This is a genomic window from Cedecea colo (genome assembly GCF_011808225.1).
Classification (GTDB): Bacteria; Pseudomonadota; Gammaproteobacteria; order Enterobacterales; family Enterobacteriaceae; genus Dryocola; species Dryocola colo.
The window spans coordinates 13,551-33,814 of sequence record NZ_SOYS01000011.1 but is presented as its reverse complement, the minus strand read 5'-3'; the positions used below and the strand labels follow the sequence as shown (position 1 = coordinate 33,814).

Sequence of the window (20,264 nt, the reverse complement as noted above, 5' to 3'; positions counted from 1 at the left end):
TCCCGAAAAGCTGTTATACGTTGAAAATGTGATCTTGATCCAGATTATTTACTTATATAAGAGAACATTTCCCCTCACCCCGGCCTTCTCAGCAAAGGGGCGAGGGAGAAGAACAAAAGGCTAATCCCCCGGCTGGTAGGAAGAAAATAAACGACGCCAGTTGTTACCCTCTCCCTTTCAGGGAGAGGGTAAAATCAGCGGAAATTCAGGCTCCGATCGCTGGTCATACTGTACAGGTCAAATTTGCGCCCCAGCATCTGTCCGCCATCGCGGGTGAGCGGCGTCCAGCCAATCTGCGCGCGGCTGCGGGTTGGTGACGAGGTAAAGATATCCAGCGGCACGTTCACGTAAAAGCCTTTGGTGAAGTCCCCTTCCCCATACTCTTGTTTCGAGACGTTGGTGATAGTGGCGTAAGTTCCCACCACGATGCCGCTGTCGAAGCGTTTGGAAATTTCCAGCGTGCCGCCCTTATCTTTCGCCAGATACTGGCCGACGCTCAGTTTCACCAGCACATCATCGGCAAACGGCGGCGTCCAGTAGCCCGTCAGGTGGCCGGTCGGTGCGCTGTAATCGGTGAACTTCATCATGTCCTGCGCGCTGCGCCAGTCACGCTGTTTAACATAGTTCGCGTTAGCCCCAATGGCCCAGTTGCTGTCCACAGGACGGTAAAGTACCTCAGCACCCGCCCCGCCGTACATGGTTTCAAGGTAGCCGCCGTAAACCTGCCCATACCAGCTATTCCCCAGATACTGGAAGTAGTTGGCCTGTAGGTTATTCACATAAACATCGTTTTCCACATAGTCACGAACGTGGGTACGCACGCGCGGCAGCGTCGAATCGTTTGGTGGGTTGGTGTAGTTGAACTTGTCGTAGTTATTCGCCAGGTTGGCAAACACGCTGCCGGTGGTCAGCAGGTGATCCGTCACCCACCAGTCGGCGGTTCCCATTACGCCCACCTGGTACATGTAGAAGCTTTCCGGCCCGCCAACGGATTGATTAAGCACCGGGTTTAGCGAGAAGTTCACGCTGGATTTGTCGATGTAATAACCCTGTTCGGTTTTCTCGGGCACCACCGGTTCCACGCGTTTTTGCACCAGCTGCGTTTCGTGTCCCAGCGGCTCGCCTTCCAGATGACGACGCAGGCTGGAAACATCCGTTTCGGTCGTCACCTGCGGCATGTTCAGACGCGTTTCAGTGATGCGGATAGTGCGGATATTTTCCGGCAAATCGTTCATCACGATGCGGTTGGCGCGTTCGATACCTTCACGGGAATCGCGGTATTTCACCTGTTCGCCGGTCACGTACATCGTGTCGCCTTTTACCTGAAGATTCGGGTTCGCAAGGCCCGCGTTGTACTTGAGAAGCGTAAGCTGGTTGGCGACAACGTTGTGCTGCAGGATTTCGTCCTGCGGATTCGGCTGGTATTGCGGACGGCGATTATCGTTATAACCCGGACGCAGGTCGTTGAAGTTTGTTCGCAGGGTGAAGCCAAACATAAGGGTATTGCCGCGCTCATAGCTGACGTTAACGTCGGCCCAATCGGTGACGCGATAGATAGCGCCGACGTTAAAGTTGCTGCGCTGTTCGAGCTTCCCGGCAAAGTCTTGCGCGTAGTTGTTGCCTTCATATTCCAGCTTCAGGCGCAGCGGCTGCCACGGCGTCTGGTATTCAACGCCGCCAAACAACGAGGCCGGGCCGTGGAACATGCCGCCAAAATCGAACGAACCTGCCTGGTTGTAGCTGTTGTCGCGATAGCAGAAGCCGTTGCTGGCTTCACAGAACGGGTTTTTCACATTGCCGCTGGTGCCCATGTAGCCCCAGCCCATGCCGAGGGAAAAATCGAACGGTCCCCAGGCTTTGCTCGCCACCACGAATTCGCCGTCGAACAGGCCCGTTCCCCCTAAATCACGCATGCCGACAGAGACTTCCGGCAGGTAATATCCTTCCTCCCACAGACGGACTTTCATATCAAAAGCCTTGTCTTTATAAGTCTGGTCGCCGGAAAACGCCTCTACCGAGCTGTACTGTTTAGTCCGTACGTCGGTATAGCGCAGCGTCGTTTCCAGCCACGGGAAAAGCTGGATAGAAGCAGAATAGAAGCGGTATTGATCGTTATCGCGATAGTTAGCGCTGAACTCGCCGGTTCGCGCCATGCGTGCAGTCGGGGTTTGCAACAGGCCCACGCCGCCAAAGTCAGATTGCGACGGGCCAACGGGAGCCGGAAAGGTTTCGGCGTGGCAGGCCGTTGAAACGGCCAGCGCCAGCAGGCTATAGAGATATTTTTTTTTCATCAATCCGGTATCCGATGGGTCAGGGAAGTAAGGATTTGCTGGTTCAGTTCATTAAAATCAGAATCGAAAAGGCGCTCGGAAAAACCGACGAAGAGAATGCTGCCCGGCAGTAATTCCACGTGGCGCTTATTCCAGTAAGCAACCGGCGCTTTTTCAGTTTTACCATCGGGATAAACCACCCAGGCGTAGCTGCGATCGGCACCGCTCAATGTGTTTACGTCTGCCAGATATTCATCCGCGCTGCGTCCCGCAACGAAAGGCTTCACGCCCGGCGAACTCACCAACCCCATCAGGGTGATGGTCGTGGGCTGCGGCCCGGCCCACAGGCTATAATCCCCAAGCAGGGTAACGTTGGAACGAGGACGTACTCGCACCCAGTCCGGATCGAGCGTGACAAACTGTCGTCCCGTCACTTTGATGGCCTGCAACTGCTGGCGCAGGCTGTTGATGGCCGCAGCATCATCACCGTCTTCCTGTGCTGCGAAGCTGCTTAAAGCCGCTAACAGCTTCTGATGCTGCTGTTCGGCGGCGGCAGTTGCCTGCCGCTCGCTAATGACGGCTCCCGGCCACCAGGCGCGGCTGAGCGAAGGCTGGGTAACTAAATCGGCGAGGCGCTCAACGTTGGTTAAATTCTGCGGCGGCTGACGATCGCCGGGATAAACGGTCACGCTCCCTGCTGCGTATGAAAGCGTGCTGCTAAGCGTTAATAACAACGCGAGGGCTTTTATTTTCATTCTTTTGCCGCCTTCAACAGAACCGTGGTAATCGGCCAGTAATCCGGACCAATGTATTGTTTTGACTGGCGAATCTTACCAGCATCATCCACCCAGTAACGGTTGTGCCAGGCGGTGCCCGCTGCGGTGACCTCTTCGTCAAGTACGCGAACCGGCGTCACGTTACTGCCAACTTTTAGCGTGTCGGTGCCGTCCCAGCTGAAGATGGAACGCGCTGTAGCCATGCGCGCCTGCTGGTGTTCGCTCCAGGCCATCTGCCGCGTCCAGCCTGCACCGTCAATAATCTGGTTCACCTTCGCCAGCGGATCGTCGGCAAGGTTAGTGACCTGCTGGAGATTGTCCCCAAGGCCGACCGTTTTCACCACGCGTCCGTTTTGGGTGACAATTGTCGCCCGGTCCTGCGTCACCCATTTTTGCTGGCCGTTTTCGTCATACGCCAGCACCACAAAAAGCTGCGGGCCGTTATTAATGCTCATGTACTGGCTGGCGTAGCGCATGTTCTGAATATCGTCATCGGTAAGCTGCACGCCGTCACTACCAACGATGCTGTGCCACAGCGAAGAGCTGAGGCTTTTGGTGGTAGCGGAACAAGCCTGAAGTAACAGGCAAATAAGAAGGATTGAAAGTCGCTGCACGACGTGTCCCCGAAGGCTAAATAACCACACCGAAGTGTGGTTAGGATTAAAGCACCGGTGAAATTACTGGGTGCTGGTCGTCGTGGTCGTGGTAGTCCCGGTATTAGAACCGTCACCGCCACCGGTTGCAGCAAGCGCTACCCCCACCGCAGACCCGACAGTGCTGGCACTGGTCGCAGTAGAACTCCCTGCGGACACATTCGTTGCTTGCGCGCCAGCGGCCTCACCCACAGCAACCGGGTCAGCACTCGCCGCGCCAGCCGCTGCCAGCGTGAATATGGCTAAAGCGCCATAAATAACTTTCTTCATAACAATTTCCCTTCATTGAATGAATGGAGGTTTGCCTAAAAAGGTTTCAGGCGGGATCGAGTATACACAACAAGAGATGACAATTAGGGTGATGGGGAAATAGAGGGGAAGTTTTAAGACAAGTGGTAAAAATAATAATTTTACCGTTAGCCTTAATAACTAAAGTACAATAAAAACAAGCAATTAATAGGATTATAAATAAAAAGTATGATCTAACAAATCTGAAAATAACCCCTATAAATTACCCGGACACTGATATTTTTAGGATTAACCTTATCGAAAGGATTTGTGCCTATAAGGAGACAAGGGGATTAATCTCATAAATAAGCCGGTATATTTACCGGCTTATTTCATTATGCGCTTAGCTTATTACGCGCGCCAGGATTTATAACGGTTAATTAATGCGTTGGTAGAGCTGTCGTGGCTGCCAACCTGCTTATCATCGCCCAGTTCCGGCAGGATGCGGTTTGCCAGCTGTTTGCCCAGCTCAACGCCCCACTGGTCAAAGGTGAAGATATTCAGGATTGCACCCTGGGTAAAGATCTTATGCTCATACAGCGCAATCAGCGCTCCCAGGCTGAACGGCGTGATTTCACGCAGCAGGATGGAGTTGGTTGGGCGATTACCCTCAAATACTTTGAACGGCACAACGTGTTCCAGGGCTTTTGGATCTTTACCCTGATCGGCGTATTCCTGCTCAACCACGTCGCGGGATTTACCAAACGCCAGCGCTTCAGTCTGTGCAAAGAAGTTAGACAGCAGTTTAGGATGGTGATCGGAAAGTGGGTTGTGCGAGATTGCGGGCGCGATGAAATCGCAGGGAACCATTTTGGTGCCCTGGTGAATCAGCTGATAAAACGCGTGTTGGCCGTTGGTTCCCGGCTCGCCCCAGATAATTGGGCCGGTCTGGTAATCAACAGCCGCACCGTTACGGTCAACGTATTTACCGTTGGATTCCATATTGCCCTGCTGGAAATAAGCGGCAAAGCGGTGCATATACTGATCGTAAGGCAGAATCGCTTCGGTTTCTGCGCCGAAGAAATTGTTGTACCAGATGCCAATCAGCGCCAGCAGTACCGGCAGGTTCTGTTCTGCCGGGGTGTTTGCGAAGTGTTTGTCCATCGCATGCGCGCCGCTTAGCAGCTCAACAAAATTGTCATAACCCACGGACAGGATGATAGACAGGCCAATCGCAGACCAGAGGGAATAACGACCGCCAACCCAGTCCCAGAATTCGAACATATTCGCCGTATCGATACCAAACTCGCCAACCGCTTTCGCGTTGGTGGACAGCGCGGCGAAGTGTTTCGCTACGTGCTTGTTGTCGCCAGCGGTTTTCAGGAACCAGTCACGCGCGCTGTGGGCGTTGGTCATGGTTTCTTGCGTGGTAAAGGTTTTGGAAGCGACCAGGAACAGCGTAGTTTCTGGATCAACCTTCTTCAGCACTTCGGCGATGTGGGTGCCATCGACGTTGGACACAAAGTGCATATTGAGGTGGTTTTTATAAGGACGCAGCGCTTCGGTCACCATAAACGGACCAAGGTCGGAACCGCCGATACCGATGTTCACAACGTCAGTAATCGCTTTACCTGTGTAACCCTTCCAGCTGCCGCTGATGATGCTTTCAGAGAAGGTTTTCATCTTCTCAAGCACCGCGTTCACTTCCGGCATCACATCTTTGCCATCCACCATGATTGGGGTATTGCTACGGTTACGCAGGGCAACGTGCAGCACGGCGCGGTCTTCGGTACGGTTGATTTTTTCACCGGAAAACATCGACTTGATAGCGCCCTGCAGATCGGTCTCTTTTGCCAGCGCCTGCAGCTTAGCGAGGGTATCCGCGGTGATGCGGTTTTTGGAATAATCGACCAGCATTAAATCATCGAACGTTGCGGAAAACTTGCCGAAACGATCGGCATCCTGCGCGAAAAGCTCGGCGATAGTGACGTCTTTCATTTCGTCAAAATGCGCCTGTAAAGCCTGCCATGCAGCAGTCTGCGTTGGGTTGATATTTTTCATAGCGTTACCCTTTTGATTTGAGAATTGTGACTGCGGTCAATTGTATATCTCCCAACGGATTTTGTGATGATTTTTGTGCGCATGAACAATCCACACCTTCTAATCATTGACAACAGAGGCGTAACATTTTATTTGTATGGGGCTACTTGCTCCTGCTGGAGCAAGCCAGAAGAGGCGCGTCGCCCAGGTAGTGTGTTTGAGGAGCCAATCCGCAGACGGCATACGAGGGGGAGCGGCGCCGAGGTAAGGCACATCGGCAATGTGCATTATCGGCCACAGGGGCTGAATCCCCTGGGTTGTCACCAGAAGCGTTCGGCAGTCGGACGTTTCGCAAGGTGGGGCGCTTCTGGGTGTATCCGTAGTTCAGAACTTCTCTTCTACGTCTGCCCCGTTTCCCGCTCTTCCCTTGTGCCAAGGCTGAAAATTTGTCGCCATAAGAATGGCCCCCTGACACGAGGTAGTTATGACTCACGCATTCCCACAAATCGTCGTTGCCAAATTTGGCGGCACCAGCGTCGCCGATTTCGACGCCATGAACCGCAGCGCCGACGTTGTACTCTCCGATGAAAAGGTTCGCCTGGTTGTCCTTTCCGCTTCTGCGGGCGTCACCAACCTGCTGGTTGCGCTGGCCGCAGGGCTGGAAGCAACAGAACGTTTCGTAAAGCTCGATGCCATTCGCAAAATTCAATATGACATCGTCGAGCGGCTGAGCAATCCACAGGTGATCCGCGAAGAAATTGAGCGTCTGCTCGAAAACATCACCACGCTTGCAGAGGCAGCCTCGCTGGCCACTTCTGCCGCCCTGACTGACGAGCTGGTTAGCCACGGCGAACTGATGTCCACCCTGCTGTTTGTCGAGATCATGCGTGAGCGTAGCGTAGATGCGCAGTGGTTCGATATCCGCAAAGTCATGCGCACCGACGATCGCTTTGGCCGTGCCGAGCCGGATATTGCCGCGCTGGCAGCGCTGACAGAGCTGCAATTGCAGCCGCGAATGGCGCAGTCAATCGTGGTTACCCAGGGCTTTATCGGTAGCGAAGAAAAAGGTCGTACGACGACGTTGGGGCGCGGCGGCAGCGACTACACCGCTGCCCTGCTGGGTGAAGCGCTGCATGCAAGCCGCGTGGATATCTGGACGGACGTGCCGGGTATTTACACCACCGACCCACGCGTGGTGCCGGCCGCAAAACGCATCGACAAAATTGGTTTTGAAGAAGCCGCTGAGATGGCGACTTTCGGTGCGAAGGTACTGCATCCGGCCACGTTGCTACCCGCGGTACGCTGCGATATTCCGGTGTTTGTTGGCTCAAGCAAAGATCCTAAAGCGGGCGGCACGCTGGTCTGCAATGAAACGGATAATCCGCCGCTGTTCCGCGCCCTCGCCCTGCGTCGTAAACAAACGCTGCTGACGCTGCATAGCCTCAATATGCTGCACTCACGCGGCTTCCTGGCGGAAGTGTTCAGCATTCTGGCGCGCCATAATATTTCGGTCGATCTGATAACCACTTCTGAAGTGAGCGTGGCGCTGACGCTGGATACCACCGGCTCAACCTCTACCGACGCCAGCCTGCTGACCACATCATTACTCACGGAGCTTTCGTCCCTGTGCCGTGTGGAAGTGGAAGAAAATCTCGCGCTGGTTGCGATTATCGGCAACAAACTTTCTCAGGCCTGCGGCGTGGGCAAAGAAGTGTTTGGCGTACTGGACCCGTTCAACATCCGCATGATTTGCTACGGCGCGTCCAGTTATAACCTCTGTTTCCTGGTACCGGGCGGCGACGCTGAACAAGTCGTGCAGAAACTGCATCACAATCTGTTTGAATAAAAATTCTACTCATGCGATGAATATCAGTACCGGGCTCGCTCCCGGCATTAAATTGGTGACAACTACCCGAAAGACGTGGTTTTTTGGGTAGCTGGGATAAACCAGGAAATACAGTCCCTTGCTTTTATTAGTACGGTGTAAAGTACTTTTATGGCAAAAAGCATTATCAGCATTCCGGTGCCGGGCTCGCTCCCGGCATTTTTATAACCAAAAACAACACAACAAACACTTGCAAGGATCTTCTTATGCTCGCGACATTAACCCGGCTCTTCCCGCTCTGGGCGGTGCTGCTGTCTGTACTCGCTTATTACACTCCCGGCACGTTCACCCCCATCGGCCCGTGGGTCAGCACGCTGTTGATGCTGATCATGTTCGGCATGGGTGTGCATCTGCATATAGATGATTTCAAACGCGTGCTCTCACGCCCGGCTCCCGTAGCGGCAGGCACGTTTCTTCACTATCTGATTATGCCGCTGGCCGCCTGGGCACTGGCGAAGCTGTTCCATATGCCGCCCGATCTGTCTGCCGGAATGGTGCTGGTGGGCAGCGTGGCAAGCGGTACAGCTTCAAACGTGATGATCTATCTGGCCAAAGGCGATGTGGCACTTTCGGTGACGATCTCTTCCGTTTCAACGCTGGTCGGCGTATTCGCCACGCCGTTGCTGACCAGGCTTTATGTCGATGCGGATATCAAAGTGGATGTAATGGGTATGCTGGTGAGCATTCTGCAAATCGTGGTGATCCCCATCGGGCTTGGTTTAATTATTCATCACCTTTTCCCGCGCCTTGTGAAACGGGTGGAGCCTTATCTGCCGGCGTTTTCGATGGTCTGCATTCTGGCGATTATCAGCGCCGTGGTCGCCGGCAGCGCAGGGAATATCGCCTCCGTGGGCCTGATGGTTATCGTCGCCGTGATTTTGCATAACGGCATTGGGTTACTGAGCGGTTACTGGGGCGGGCGCCTGTTTGGGTTCGATGAGTCAACCTGCCGCACGCTGGCCATTGAGGTAGGAATGCAAAACTCCGGCCTTGCCGCTACGCTCGGCAAAATTTACTTCTCGCCACTGGCTGCCCTGCCGGGCGCGCTGTTCTCGGTCTGGCACAATCTTTCCGGCTCGTTGCTGGCGGGCTACTGGTCCGGTAAGCCGATTGATAAGAAAAAAGATGAGCGTTTGAAAAAACGCCGTGCCTGATAGTGAGCCGCTAGCCTGCCCAGCGTTCACGATGAGGCCTTTTCGAAGGCCTCTTCTTTAATATCGGACCATTGAAGGCGGCCATTGCGCAGGTTCAACTGCTGCTGGGCCAGCGCCTCAATTTCTCTGGGCTCGTGGGAAACCAGCAGAATCGTTACCGAGTAAATACGCTGTATGGCCTTTATCTTCGTCCATAGCCGAAGCCTGACCGGCCAGTCGAGGCTGGAAAACGGTTCATCCAGCAGCAGAATGCCGGGTTCACTAATTAATGCCCGCGCCAGGGCCACTCGTTGTTGTTCCCCTCCCGATATCCGTGCCGGATAACTTTTTGCCAGATGGTCTATTTCCAGCAATTGCAACAACGCGGCCCTTTTTTGTTTTTCCTGCGGCTTTCCAGCCGCGTACTGTGCAAGCCGCAAATTGTTCTCAACCGATAAAAAAGGAAATAAATGTAATTGCTGGTTCAAATAACGACACGGGCGTCGCCAGATGGGAAGATTATCCATGCAGCGCCCCGCGATAGATACCGAACCCTGGTAGCCAATATTCCCCACAATAGCGTTCAGCAAAGTAGTTTTTCCACTGCCGGAAGGTCCGCATAGCGCGAGGCAGGTTCCATATTCAACGGAGAAACTAACCCGCTTAACAATTCCACAAGAAAGGTTATGTACCCTTAACATTCTCTCTCCCTCTTTGCTGCAACAAATGGAGAAAAATCAACAAAAATACGGAAAGAAATATAAGCAATAGCGCACAGCCTACCGCCAAAGAGAATTCTCCGCTGGCAATATTCAGGAATACGGCAACGGGAAGGGTTTCCGTTTTCATTCGTGTTGCGCCAGCCAGCATCAGCGTGGCGCCAAATTCACCTAATGCACGGGACATAGCCAGGACGCAACCGCTTAACAGAACTCGCCAGACCAGTGGGATTTCAACAAGACAAAACGTTTTTAGAGGAGTAAGCCCCAGATTATAAGCCGTGTGAATATACTGCGGAGCAATGGACATAAAGGCGCTACAGGCATTGCGTGTTTGTATTGAGCTCGCAACATAGGTCTGAGCAATAACGATGCCAAAAGGCGAAAATAGCCATCGGGAAAGGGATGGTACAAGCTGGCCAATATACCCCTGCTGGCCCAGCAGCAATAGCAGCCCAATACCGACCACTAACGGCGGCATCACCATAGGCAAGTCCAGAAGAATATTCACCACTCTCTTGCCCGGAAAAGAGAGCCGGCATATAGCCCACGCAGCAGGCAGGCTAATGGCGGTGGACAACAGCAGCGAAATTAACGCGGTAATAAGTGATAAAGCCAGCGCATACTGGATTTCTGCATCCGCCAGCAGCCGAAAGAACTCGCTAAAGCTAAGCTGGGTAAGCAATGAAAATAACGATCCTGCAATCAGGAAAAGCAGCAGCGCCAAAGGGATTAGAACTAGCCTTACCATTTACCTATTCACTCGTTGTCGTCAGGCTTATTTCATTTTTTGATAGAAAGATAGCCCCGATCGGTAAACGCCTTTATCCCCTTTTCTGAGACAAAATAATCAGCAAGCTGCCCGGCGATATCACTCTGGGTACTGGTTTTAAGCACGGCGATAGTTGCTACCTCTTCCGGCGTTCCTGCTGGCGAAGGTAAGATAAGTAACGAGTCCTGATGCTGTATGGCATCTGAACGACCGATTACCGCGGCGTCGACATCGCCTTTCAACAGATAAATAAGCAGTTGTTTAATAGTGGTGGTCTGCACCACAACTTTCTCTTTCAATGCTTGTCCATAACCGCTGGCAGCAAGCAGCTGTTCACCGCTTTTACCTAAAGCAATGGCTTTTGGGTCGCCCATACCAATTTTCAAATTACTTTTTGCCAGATCGGCCAACGTTTGAATTTTTGCACCGGCCTTTTTTCTCACGACCATTACAGGCGTATGCAGAACCAGCGGGTGAGCGGATATTATCAGCCCTTGCTGCCGTAATTTTTCAACATAGTCTGCTGAGCCAGGAAGAAAGAGATCCCCCGACTTTGTCAGATTAAACCGTGTGAGAATCTGGCCGGATCCCCCGAATTCAATTACCACTCGGTGGCCCGTAGCTTGTTCGAACTGTTTAACAATGTCGTCAACCGGCTGTCTTAGCCCTGCGCCCGCATACATATGTAGCTCGGCTCCGTTTGCGGCATTGGCACTCAAAATAAAGGAAAGCGTAAGGAAGAAACTTATAATTATTCTGTGCATGGAAAACTCTCAGTTTAAATGCATTGCCCGCCTGGCAACTGCCACCACCCTTATATAATATTTTACATAGCGATGAGCAATAATAATCACCATCAGTTGTGACTTCACTACAAAATTTCCCGTAAGGTTAGCGACATTTCCTGCTTCCTCTTTTAAAAAATTTATCACCGTGCTGGTTAGCCGGGTTTTTATCTATTATTTTTGATCTTAAACAATTCCAACAGCAATATATATGTGAATATATATCGTTATTTAATCGATTTATTAGATGAACGCATAAAATAAGCGCTGCCGGGAAACCTCATGATTTACATACCTCAAACATTGACCGATGCATGGCTACTTGAAGATATTCAGGGCGGGGATCTAACCACCCGCACTCTGATGATAGGTTCGCGCCCCGGCACCATAGCATTCCACCATCGTCACGGGGGATGTGTCAGCGGCATTACTCCGGCGGCACAAATGCTGCATAGCCTTGGGTTAAAGATTGACGCACGATGTGAAGACGGTAGCCACGTCGAGGCAGGCGAAACCTTACTGCGAGCCTCCGGCAGAGCGGATGCTCTTCACCAGGGCTGGAAAGCGGCACAGAATCTCCTCGAATGGAGCTGCGGCGTAGCAGACTGTACGGCAAATATGCTTTCTGTTTTGCGCTCGCGTAGGCCCGAGGGCCGTATTGCCTGCACCCGTAAGGCCATCCCCGGCACCAGGCTGCTTGGCACGCAGGCCATCATTGCGGCCGGGGGGCTTATTCACCGGGCAGGCAGTGCGGAAACCGTTTTGCTGTTTACCAATCACCGGTGCTTCCTTGAAGACGGTGATAACTGGGTTCAGGCTATCTCGTTTTTACGCAAGCGTTCACCGGAAAAAAAGATTGCTGTTGAAGCTGATTCCCCTGATGAGGCGCTGGCCGCGCTACATGCAGAGCCCGATATCTTACAACTGGATAAATTCACCCCGGCACAGGCCCGGCGGCTAGCCGCACAGGCGAAGCTTATTGCTCCCCGTTGCACACTGGCGATAACCGGTGGCATCAACTTAACCACCTTACCCGATTACCTTGATTGCGGCGTAGACCTGTTTGTTACTTCGACCCCCTGGTACGCGCCGCCAGCCGATATTCGCGTCGTTCTTCAACCCACACAAAATAAAGCCTGACGTGAAGAAACGAAGCCTGATTTAGCTGCCGCTTAGTCTCAGGAAAAGAGGATAAAACCAGCGCTTATATCGCATATGCAAACAGCGTTATTTTTACTGAGCCAAAGAGCGCTTTGCTTTACACTGAAGATCCTTTCCTTACGAGGTCGCAACGATGTCCACAGCAAGACTGACACAGCAAGACATGACGGAAAGTGAGCAACGCGAACTGAAAACGCTGCTCGACCGCGCACGTATCGCAGAAGGTCGCCCTCTGACCAACTCAGAAACCAACCACGTCAAAAAAGAATACATCGACAAACTGATGGCGGAGCGTGAACTGGCAGCCAAAAAAGCCCGCCAGCTTAAAAAACAAAAAGCATTAAAACCGGATACCTCAGCGACCTGGTCCTGGTCGGCCAATACTCATAACCGCGGGAAGCGCTAACTAGCGCCCCTTCTTCTTGCGCCCGGGCTGGGCAAAGCGTTTGCGTGCAGCAAGCTCGGCCGGGGTTTTTGCCGTGCTCTTCGGGCCGTTACTGACCGGCTTTTTCACGGCAGCAGGTTTGGCCTTCGGTTTTTTCGCAGGTTTCGCTTCGGACGACGAATTCTCGATAAGCTTAAACAGCTCGACCAGCTCATCGTCGGTTAAATCCCGCCATTCACCCAGCGGCAGCCCTTTCATGCTGACGTTCATAATGCGGGTACGCTCAAGCTTTGTGACTTCATAACCGAAATGCTCGCACATACGGCGGATTTGCCGGTTAAGCCCCTGCACCAGCGTAATGCGAAACACGAACGGCGCTTCTTTTTTCACTTTGCATTTTTTAGTCACGGTGCCAAGCATCGGCACGCCTGCGCCCATGCCGCGAATAAACTCGTCGGTCACCGGTTTGTTAACCGTCACGATGTATTCTTTTTCGTGGTCGTTCCCGGCGCGCAGAATTTTGTTCACCAGATCGCCATGGTTAGTCAGAAAGATAAGCCCCTGCGAATCCTTGTCCAGGCGTCCAATCGGAAACACGCGTTTACTGTGATTCACGAAATCGACGATGTTATCTTTTTCACCGTCTTCAGTGGTGCTGACAATTCCCACCGGCTTGTTCAGCGCGATAAGCACCAAATCGTCTTCGTCACGGGGCTCGATTAGCTGACCGTTGACCTTCACCACATCGCCGGCAAATACCTGGTCGCCTATCGCGGCGCGCTTGCCGTTGATAAAAACATTTCCCTGTTCAATGTAGCGATCGGCGTCGCGACGCGAGCAGATTCCGCTCTCGCTAATGTATTTATTTAATCGGGTTGATGAGTCTGGCAGCATAAATTCTCCTGTAAAAGCGAAATATACCTCAGCCTGCGGGCGATCAAAAATAATCGCGTATTTCCGCCCTGACGCTAAATGTGATCTGCCACGCCTTTCTACACAAAAGTGTCCCGGGCGATGTATTGCAACTTTGGCTGGTGAAAATAAGTAAAATCAATTGATTAGCTTAGCCAGCACAAACGTGCCATCTCCCGACCGCCCCATAAGCAAACGTGCAAAATAAACCACCATTCTGCACGGATGAAATGGGCAAAAATTGCTTTGTCGTCCGTGACTGACGGGGTTATATCAGATCAAGAGAGCAAAAATGTCATTTGCACAAATGTGCAGGAGTCCGAAGATGGGGATCGAAAACAGCGATGATATCCGCTTAATCGTAAAAGTTGCCCAGCTCTATTATGAGCAGGAGCTGACCCAGGCGCAGATTGCTCGCGAGCTGGGTATTTACCGCACCACCATCAGCCGCCTGCTGAAACGCGGCCGCGAGCAGGGTATTGTCACCATCGCCATCAACTATGACTACAACGAAAATCTGTGGCTGGAGCAGCAGCTGAAGCAAAAATTTGGGCTCAAAGAGGCGGTTGTCGCTGCCTGTAGCTCCCAGCAGGAAGAGGACCAGCTAAACACCATCGGGCAACATGGCGCTCAGCTGGTCGACCGCCTGCTTGAGCCGGGCGATATCATTGGTTTTTCCTGGGGGCGAGCGGTCCGGGCGCTGGTCGAAACCTTGCCGCAGGCCAGCCAGTCGCGGCAGGTTATTTGCGTGCCGATTATCGGCGGGCCCTCCGGCAAACTGGAGAGCCGTTATCATGTGAACACGCTGACCTACGGGGCGGCGGCCAGACTCAGAGCCGAGTCGCATCTGGCTGACTTTCCGGCGCTGCTGGAAAACACCCTGATTCGCAACGGCATCATGCAGTCTCAGCACTATCAGACCATTTCCTCCTACTGGGAAAATCTCGACGTCGCCCTGGTGGGGATCGGCTCACCGGCGATTCGTAATGGCGCTAACTGGCATGCTTTTTATGGTAGTGAAGAGAGCGATGATCTTAATACTCGCCATGTCGCCGGCGATATTTGCTCACGCTTTTATGATATCAACGGCAGCGCTGTGGAAACTAATATGAATGAAAAAACGCTCTCCATTGATATCGCCAGATTAAAACAGGCGCGTTATTCCGTAGGTATCGCCATTGGGGAAGAAAAATATACCGGTATTATTGGCGCATTACGCGGTGGTTATATTAATTGTCTGATAACGAATCGAGAAACCGCAGAGCGATTACTGAAGTAACAGTTTTTTCTATTTACGCAGCACACGCTGCGCGGGATCCTTTTATCTGAAAATGAGAAGACTATTATGCAAACGTGGCTAAATCTACAAAACAAAATCATTATTGTGACCGGAGGCGCGTCGGGAATTGGTCTGGCGATCGTTGACGAATTATTAAATCTCGGGGCTAATATCCAGATGACCGATATTCACGGCGGCGACAAATATCAGAATAGCGATCGGTACCGATTCTGGCCTACGGATATCTCCAGCGCCAGCGAGGTTAACCAGACCGTAGAGCAGATTATTCAGCGCTACGGGCGTATTGATGGGCTGGTAAATAATGCCGGGGTGAATTTCCCGCGTTTGCTGGTCGATGAGAAAGCCCCGGCGGGTCGCTACGAGTTAAATGAAGCCGCTTTCGAGAAAATGGTCAACATCAATCAGAAAGGGGTTTTCTTAATGTCGCAGGCGGTGGCGCGGCAGATGGTGAAGCAGCGCGAAGGCGTCATTGTTAACGTCTCATCGGAAAGCGGGCTGGAAGGTTCGGAAGGCCAGAGCTGCTATGCCGCGACCAAAGCGGCGCTGAATAGCTTCACCCGTTCCTGGTCGAAAGAGCTGGGGAAAAACGGCATTCGCGTAGTGGGCGTTGCGCCAGGCATCCTCGAAAAAACCGGGCTGCGTACGCCAGAATATGAAGAGGCGCTGGCCTGGACCCGCAATATCACCGTCGAGCAGCTCCGCGCGGGATATAGCAAAAATGCTATTCCAATCGGTCGATCCGGCCGTCTGAGCGAGGTAGCCGACTACGTCTGCTATCTGCTGTCAGAGCGTGCCAGCTACATAACCGGAGTAACTACTAACATTGCCGGCGGTAAATCCCGCGGTTAAGGAAGCAAAATGGTGAATGCTATTTTCTGCGCCCACGGTCAACTGGCTGGCGCCATGCTCGATTCGGTACGTATGGTATATGGCGATGTCAGGGTCAGTGCCGTGGCGTTTGCGCCGGAAGAAAATGTCGAGGACATCGCCGCTAAGCTGGAAAAGTTAGTGAGTGCTCACGGTAATGAGGAGTGGCTGATTGCCGTGGATTTACAGTGCGGCAGCCCGTGGAATGCCGCCGCCGGACTGGCGATGAAAAACCCGCTGCTTAGGGTCATCAGCGGCCTCTCTTTACCGCTGGCGCTGGAACTGGTGGACAACCAGGAGACCATGAGCGCAGAGGCTTTATGCGACCACCTGACCACTATCGCCAGCCAGTGCTGCGTCGTCTGGCGGCAACCGGAAACCATTGAGGAGGATTTCTGATGAACATCACGCTCGCCCGTATTGATGACCGTCTGATCCACGGTCAGGTCACTACCGTCTGGTCAAAAGTGGCTAACGCCCAGCGCATTATTATCTGCAACGATGAGGTCTATAACGATGAGGTGCGGCGGACTTTACTTCGCCAGGCCGCTCCTCCGGGGATGAAAGTCAACGTTGTTAATCTCGAAAAAGCGGTTGCCGTTTATCACAATCCGCAATACCAGAATGAGACCGTTTTTTATTTATTTACTAATCCCCAGGACGCCTTAACGATGGTCCGTCAGGGCGTGAACATTGCCACGTTAAATATTGGCGGGATGGCCTGGCGCCCGGGCAAGAAACAATTAACCAAGGCGGTATCATTAGATGACGCGGATATTCATGCGTTTCGCGAACTGGATAAATCAGGCGTGAAGCTGGATTTACGCGTCGTCGCATCGGATCTACCGATAAATATTTTTGATAAAATAGCAGAACAATCCATTACAGAATAAAAAGCAGCGCCTGTATTAATCTGAGCGCCTGAACGACGCCGTATTAATGCCGTAACAGGCAGGGATTCCTATACCCTCAAGGTGACATATTATGGAAATAAGTACCCTACAAATCATCGCCATATTTATATTTTCCTGTATTGCCGGGATGGGCAGCGTGCTGGATGAATTCCAGACCCACCGTCCATTAATTGCCTGTACCATTATTGGATTAATCCTCGGTGATTTAAAAACCGGGATTATGCTCGGCGGCACCCTGGAGCTGATCGCGCTCGGCTGGATGAATGTCGGCGCCGCGCAATCGCCAGATTCGGCGCTGGCGAGCATTATTTCAGCCATTCTGGTGATTGTCGGCCAGCAAAGCATTGCCACCGGTATTGCCATCGCGCTGCCGGTGGCGGCGGCAGGCCAGGTGTTAACCGTCTTCGCCCGCACCATCACCGTGGTCTTTCAACACGCGGCAGATAAGGCCGCGGAAGAAGCGCATTTCCGCACGATCGACATGCTGCACATCTCGGCGCTGGGTATCCAGGCGCTGCGCGTCGCCATTCCGGCGCTGGTGGTCTCGCTGTTTGTCAGCGCCGACATGGTCAGCAACATGCTGAACGCCATCCCGGAATTTGTCACTCGCGGCCTGCAAATTGCCGGAGGGTTCATTGTGGTGGTGGGTTACGCCATGGTCCTGCGCATGATGGGCGTGAAATATCTGACCCCCTTCTTTTTCCTCGGTTTTCTGGCGGGAGGCTACCTCGATTTCAGCCTGCTGGCCTTCGGCGGCGTGGGCGTCATCATCGCGCTGATCTACATCCAGCTGAACCCGCAATGGCGCAAGGCTGAGCCCCAGCCGGCCGCCACCTCTTCCACCGCCCTTGACCAACTTGACGACTGATGGAGTCCGTTATGGAACCGAAAAAACTCACACGAGGCGACCTGGTTAGCATCTTTCTGCGCTCCAACCTGCAACAGGCCTCTTTCAACTTCGAACGCATCCACGGCCTCGGGTTTTGCTACGACATGATCCCGGCGATCAAACGTCTCTATCCGTTGAAAGAGGATCGGGTGGCGGCGCTGAAACGCCACCTGGTGTTCTTCAATACCACGCCCGCCGTCTGCGGCCCGGTGCTGGGCGTGACGGCGGCAATGGAAGAAGCGCGCGCCAACGGCGCAGCCATCGACGATGGGGCAATTAACGGCGTCAAAGTTGGGCTGATGGGGCCGCTGGCGGGGGTCGGCGATCCGCTGGTCTGGGGCACCTTGCGCCCGATCACCGCAGCCCTCGGCGCTTCGCTGGCGCTCTCCGGCAACATTCTGGGACCACTGATGTTCTTCTTTATTTTCAATGCGGTACGTCTGGCAATGAAATGGTATGGCCTGCAGCTCGGCTTTCGCAAAGGGGTCAATATCGTCAGCGATATGGGCGGCAATCTGCTGCAAAAACTAACCGAAGGCGCCTCGATTTTGGGCCTGTTCGTCATGGGCGTGCTGGTCACTAAGTGGACCACCATCAACGTGCCGTTGGTGGTGTCGCAAACGCCGGGTGCCGATAACACCACCGTCACCATGACCGTACAGAACATCCTCGATCAGCTCTGCCCTGGCCTGCTGGCTTTGGGTTTGACGCTGCTGATGGTGCGCCTGCTGAACAAAAAAGTTAACCCGGTCTGGCTGATCTTCGCCCTATTCGGTTTAGGGATTATCGGTAACGCGCTGGGCTTCTTGTCCTGATTATTTAGCTCCGGCGCAGCCGGGGCGACTTCAACAAGCTGACCCCGACAGATAAAGGGGATGAGGTGGTAAACATGAAAACAACGGCTTTACGACTTTACGGTAAACGCGACCTGCGCCTGGAAACCTTCGAACTACCGGCAATGCAGGATGATGAGATCCTCGCCCGCGTGGTGACCGACAGCCTGTGCCTCTCTTCGTGGAAAGAGGCCAACCAGGGTGAAAAGCATAAGAAGGTGCCGGACGATGTGGCGATCAATCCGATCGTCATCGGCCATGAATTCTGCGGCGAAATCCTCGCGGTCGGTAAAAAATGGCAGCATAAATTTCATGCCGGACAGCGCTACGTCATCCAGGCTAACCTGCAGCTGCCGGATCGCCCCGATTGCCCAGGCTACTCTTTCCCATGGATCGGCGGCGAAGCCACCCACGTGGTGATCCCCAATGAGGTCATGGAGCAAGACTGTCTGCTGTGCTGGGAGGGCGAAACCTGGTTTGAGGGTTCGCTGGTTGAGCCGCTTTCCTGCGTCATTGGCGCCTTCAATGCCAACTACCACCTACAGGAAGGCACCTACAACCACACCATGGGCATTCGGCCGCAGGGCCGCACGCTGATCCTCGGCGGAACCGGCCCCATGGGGCTGCTGGCTATCGACTACGCGCTGCATGGGCCGGTTAATCCTTCCCTGCTGGTGGTGACCGATACCAACAAATCGAAGCTGAGCTATGCCCGCCAGCATTATCAGTCAGAACCGCAGACGATTATTCACTACCTGGACGGGCACGATGCCGGACGCGAGACGCTGATGGCTCTGAGCGGCGACCAAGGGTTTGACGATATTTTCGTCTTCGTACCGAAAGAGGAGCTGATTACCATGGCCTCTTCGCTGCTGGCCCCCGACGGTTGTCTGAACTTCTTTGCCGGCCCGCAGGATAAGCAGTTCAGCGCCCCGATAAACTTTTACGATGTTCACTACGCCTTTACCCATTATGTGGGCACCTCCGGCGGCAATACCGATGATATGCGCGCCGCCGTGGCGCTGATGCAGGCGAAAAAAGTCCAGACGGCGAAAGTCGTCACCCATATCCTTGGGCTCAATGCGGCGGGTGAAACGACCCTCGATTTACCGGCGGTCGGCGGAGGTAAGAAGCTGGTATATACCGGGAAATCTCTGTCTCTGACGCCCCTTGGCAAGATTGCCGACCCGGAACTGGCGGCGATCGTGGAGCGCTACCATGGGATTTGGTCCGCGGAAGCGGAACGCTATCTGCTGGCCCATGCCCCGGACATTGCTTCTTGACGCCATTGATCCTTCGGCCCGGATGATTGACTCGGTCAATACCATCTCAACGACGACGGCAGGCTGGCCGGCCTCAACGCCAACTATATCGCGGTGAAGAGCCTAATCGACAGCCACCGGCTGGATAGCGCCGCCAGAGTGATGATCCAGGGCCGCGGCGATAGGCCGATTGTCGACCCGCAAGGATTTGATGCGCTGGGCCTGTTCCCGTTGCAGATCAACCCGCGCTTTCCCAACGCGCTACCAGAAGGGCACCAGGGCGAAACCCGGGAACCGGGTATTCGCGAACAACTGGTAGTGGCTCCAGAGCTGACGATTATCGGTTTGCCAGAAGGCAACTGGATTCAGGTGACGCAGAGGTACGCCTGCCGGGACGGTTCATATACTGGAATTATCGTTGTAGGGATGGGCTGAAGAACACGGGCGACAAACGAAAAATTTATCGCCCGGCAGGCAAGA

General features: G+C 53.5%; 20 protein-coding genes, 1 pseudogene and 1 riboswitch. Of the genes and pseudogenes, 12 read left to right on the top strand and 9 right to left on the bottom strand.

All coding sequences use genetic code 11. The features are described 5' to 3' along the window. Nucleotides 1–194: 194 nt before the first annotated feature. The 5 genes from E2L00_RS18605 to pgi form a co-directional block, all read right to left on the bottom strand. Nucleotides 195–2,291, bottom strand: a complete 2,097-nt coding sequence (locus E2L00_RS18605) for a YjbH domain-containing protein (protein WP_167614353.1) — start codon at nt 2,289–2,291, stop codon at nt 195–197. Continuing rightward, nucleotides 2,291–3,025: a capsule biosynthesis GfcC D2 domain-containing protein gene (locus tag E2L00_RS18600; protein ID WP_167614351.1), complete on the bottom strand. Its 735-nt coding sequence runs from the start codon at nt 3,023–3,025 to the stop codon at nt 2,291–2,293. The genes E2L00_RS18605 and E2L00_RS18600 overlap by 1 nt, the downstream gene beginning before the upstream one ends. Next, entirely contained in the window at nt 3,022–3,660 is a 639-nt protein-coding gene (locus tag E2L00_RS18595; protein ID WP_167614349.1) for a YjbF family lipoprotein, read from the bottom strand. The genes E2L00_RS18600 and E2L00_RS18595 overlap by 4 nt, the downstream gene beginning before the upstream one ends. Nucleotides 3,661–3,723: 63 nt before the next feature. After that, nucleotides 3,724–3,969: an exopolysaccharide production protein YjbE gene (yjbE, locus tag E2L00_RS18590; protein WP_167614347.1), complete on the bottom strand. Its 246-nt coding sequence runs from the start codon at nt 3,967–3,969 to the stop codon at nt 3,724–3,726. Nucleotides 3,970–4,338: 369 nt separating this feature from the next. Beyond that, a complete protein-coding gene (pgi, locus tag E2L00_RS18585) occupies nt 4,339–5,988 on the bottom strand; it encodes a glucose-6-phosphate isomerase (RefSeq protein ID WP_167614345.1) in 1,650 nt (549 codons plus the stop codon). Nucleotides 5,989–6,149: 161 nt separating this feature from the next. Then, nucleotides 6,150–6,342, top strand: a riboswitch (Lysine riboswitch). A 109-nt stretch (nt 6,343–6,451) separates the two neighbouring features. Here pgi and lysC point away from each other — a divergent pair. Together lysC and panS are read left to right on the top strand one after the other, a co-directional pair. After that, the gene (lysC, locus tag E2L00_RS18580; protein WP_167614343.1) at nt 6,452–7,813 is read left to right on the top strand and encodes a lysine-sensitive aspartokinase 3; all 1,362 of its coding nucleotides are present in this window, start codon (nt 6,452–6,454) and stop codon (nt 7,811–7,813) included. 245 nt (nt 7,814–8,058) lie between these two features. Further along, on the top strand, nt 8,059–9,006 hold the full coding sequence (gene panS, locus E2L00_RS18575) for a ketopantoate/pantoate/pantothenate transporter PanS (protein WP_167614341.1): 948 nt from the start codon (nt 8,059–8,061) through the stop codon (nt 9,004–9,006). Between the two features lie 26 nt (nt 9,007–9,032). Here the strand turns inward: panS and E2L00_RS18570 are convergent, their stop codons facing one another. The 3 genes from E2L00_RS18570 to modA are packed head-to-tail and all read right to left on the bottom strand — an operon-like array spanning nt 9,033 to nt 11,240. Continuing rightward, nucleotides 9,033–9,686: an ABC transporter ATP-binding protein gene (locus E2L00_RS18570; RefSeq protein ID WP_167614339.1), complete on the bottom strand. Its 654-nt coding sequence runs from the start codon at nt 9,684–9,686 to the stop codon at nt 9,033–9,035. Beyond that, nucleotides 9,670–10,455: an ABC transporter permease gene (locus E2L00_RS18565; protein WP_167614337.1), complete on the bottom strand. Its 786-nt coding sequence runs from the start codon at nt 10,453–10,455 to the stop codon at nt 9,670–9,672. The genes E2L00_RS18570 and E2L00_RS18565 overlap by 17 nt, the downstream gene beginning before the upstream one ends. 32 nt (nt 10,456–10,487) lie before the next feature. Beyond that, the gene (gene modA / locus E2L00_RS18560; protein WP_167614335.1) at nt 10,488–11,240 is read right to left on the bottom strand and encodes a molybdate ABC transporter substrate-binding protein; all 753 of its coding nucleotides are present in this window, start codon (nt 11,238–11,240) and stop codon (nt 10,488–10,490) included. Nucleotides 11,241–11,543: 303 nt separating this feature from the next. Here modA and modD point away from each other — a divergent pair, with 303 nt between their 5' ends. Both modD and E2L00_RS18550 read left to right on the top strand, forming a co-directional pair. Further along, a complete protein-coding gene (modD, locus tag E2L00_RS18555; RefSeq protein ID WP_167614333.1) occupies nt 11,544–12,401 on the top strand; it encodes a ModD protein in 858 nt (285 codons plus the stop codon). A gap of 154 nt (nt 12,402–12,555) precedes the next feature. Beyond that, a complete protein-coding gene (locus E2L00_RS18550; protein ID WP_167614331.1) occupies nt 12,556–12,828 on the top strand; it encodes a YjbD family protein in 273 nt (90 codons plus the stop codon). Here the strand turns inward: E2L00_RS18550 and rluF are convergent, their stop codons facing one another. After that, nucleotides 12,829–13,701 (bottom strand): 23S rRNA pseudouridine(2604) synthase RluF, encoded by an 873-nt coding sequence (gene rluF / locus E2L00_RS18545; protein WP_167614329.1) that lies wholly within the window; start codon nt 13,699–13,701, stop codon nt 12,829–12,831. It lies immediately after the preceding gene. A 343-nt stretch (nt 13,702–14,044) separates the two neighbouring features. On the opposite strand from rluF, the gene E2L00_RS18540 reads away from it, so the two are divergent. From E2L00_RS18540 to E2L00_RS22035, 8 genes and pseudogenes are all read left to right on the top strand, one after another. Next, nucleotides 14,045–14,998 carry a sugar-binding transcriptional regulator gene (locus tag E2L00_RS18540; protein WP_167614327.1) on the top strand — a complete coding sequence of 318 codons (954 nt, stop codon included), beginning with the start codon at nt 14,045–14,047 and terminating at the stop codon, nt 14,996–14,998. 66 nt (nt 14,999–15,064) lie between these two features. Continuing rightward, on the top strand, nt 15,065–15,868 hold the full coding sequence (locus tag E2L00_RS18535) for an SDR family oxidoreductase (RefSeq protein WP_167614325.1): 804 nt from the start codon (nt 15,065–15,067) through the stop codon (nt 15,866–15,868). Nucleotides 15,869–15,877: 9 nt separating this feature from the next. Further along, a complete protein-coding gene (locus E2L00_RS18530; protein WP_167614323.1) occupies nt 15,878–16,285 on the top strand; it encodes a mannose/fructose/sorbose PTS transporter subunit IIA in 408 nt (135 codons plus the stop codon). Then, nucleotides 16,285–16,779, top strand: a complete 495-nt coding sequence (locus E2L00_RS18525) for a PTS sugar transporter subunit IIB (RefSeq protein WP_167614321.1) — start codon at nt 16,285–16,287, stop codon at nt 16,777–16,779. Before E2L00_RS18530 ends, E2L00_RS18525 begins: the two co-directional genes overlap by 1 nt. Nucleotides 16,780–16,870: 91 nt before the next feature. Beyond that, complete coding sequence (locus tag E2L00_RS18520; RefSeq protein WP_167614319.1) at nt 16,871–17,668, top strand: PTS mannose/fructose/sorbose transporter subunit IIC; 798 nt, start codon at nt 16,871–16,873, stop codon at nt 17,666–17,668. A gap of 11 nt (nt 17,669–17,679) precedes the next feature. After that, nucleotides 17,680–18,504, top strand: a complete 825-nt coding sequence (locus E2L00_RS18515; protein WP_167614317.1) for a PTS system mannose/fructose/sorbose family transporter subunit IID — start codon at nt 17,680–17,682, stop codon at nt 18,502–18,504. A gap of 74 nt (nt 18,505–18,578) precedes the next feature. Beyond that, entirely contained in the window at nt 18,579–19,805 is a 1,227-nt protein-coding gene (gene sorE / locus E2L00_RS18510; RefSeq protein ID WP_167614315.1) for an L-sorbose 1-phosphate reductase, read from the top strand. Continuing rightward, a pseudogene (locus tag E2L00_RS22035) lies at nt 19,801–20,219 on the top strand (Type 1 glutamine amidotransferase-like domain-containing protein); the annotation flags it as partial. The gene sorE and the pseudogene E2L00_RS22035, both read left to right, overlap by 5 nt. Nucleotides 20,220–20,264: the final 45 nt, after the last annotated feature.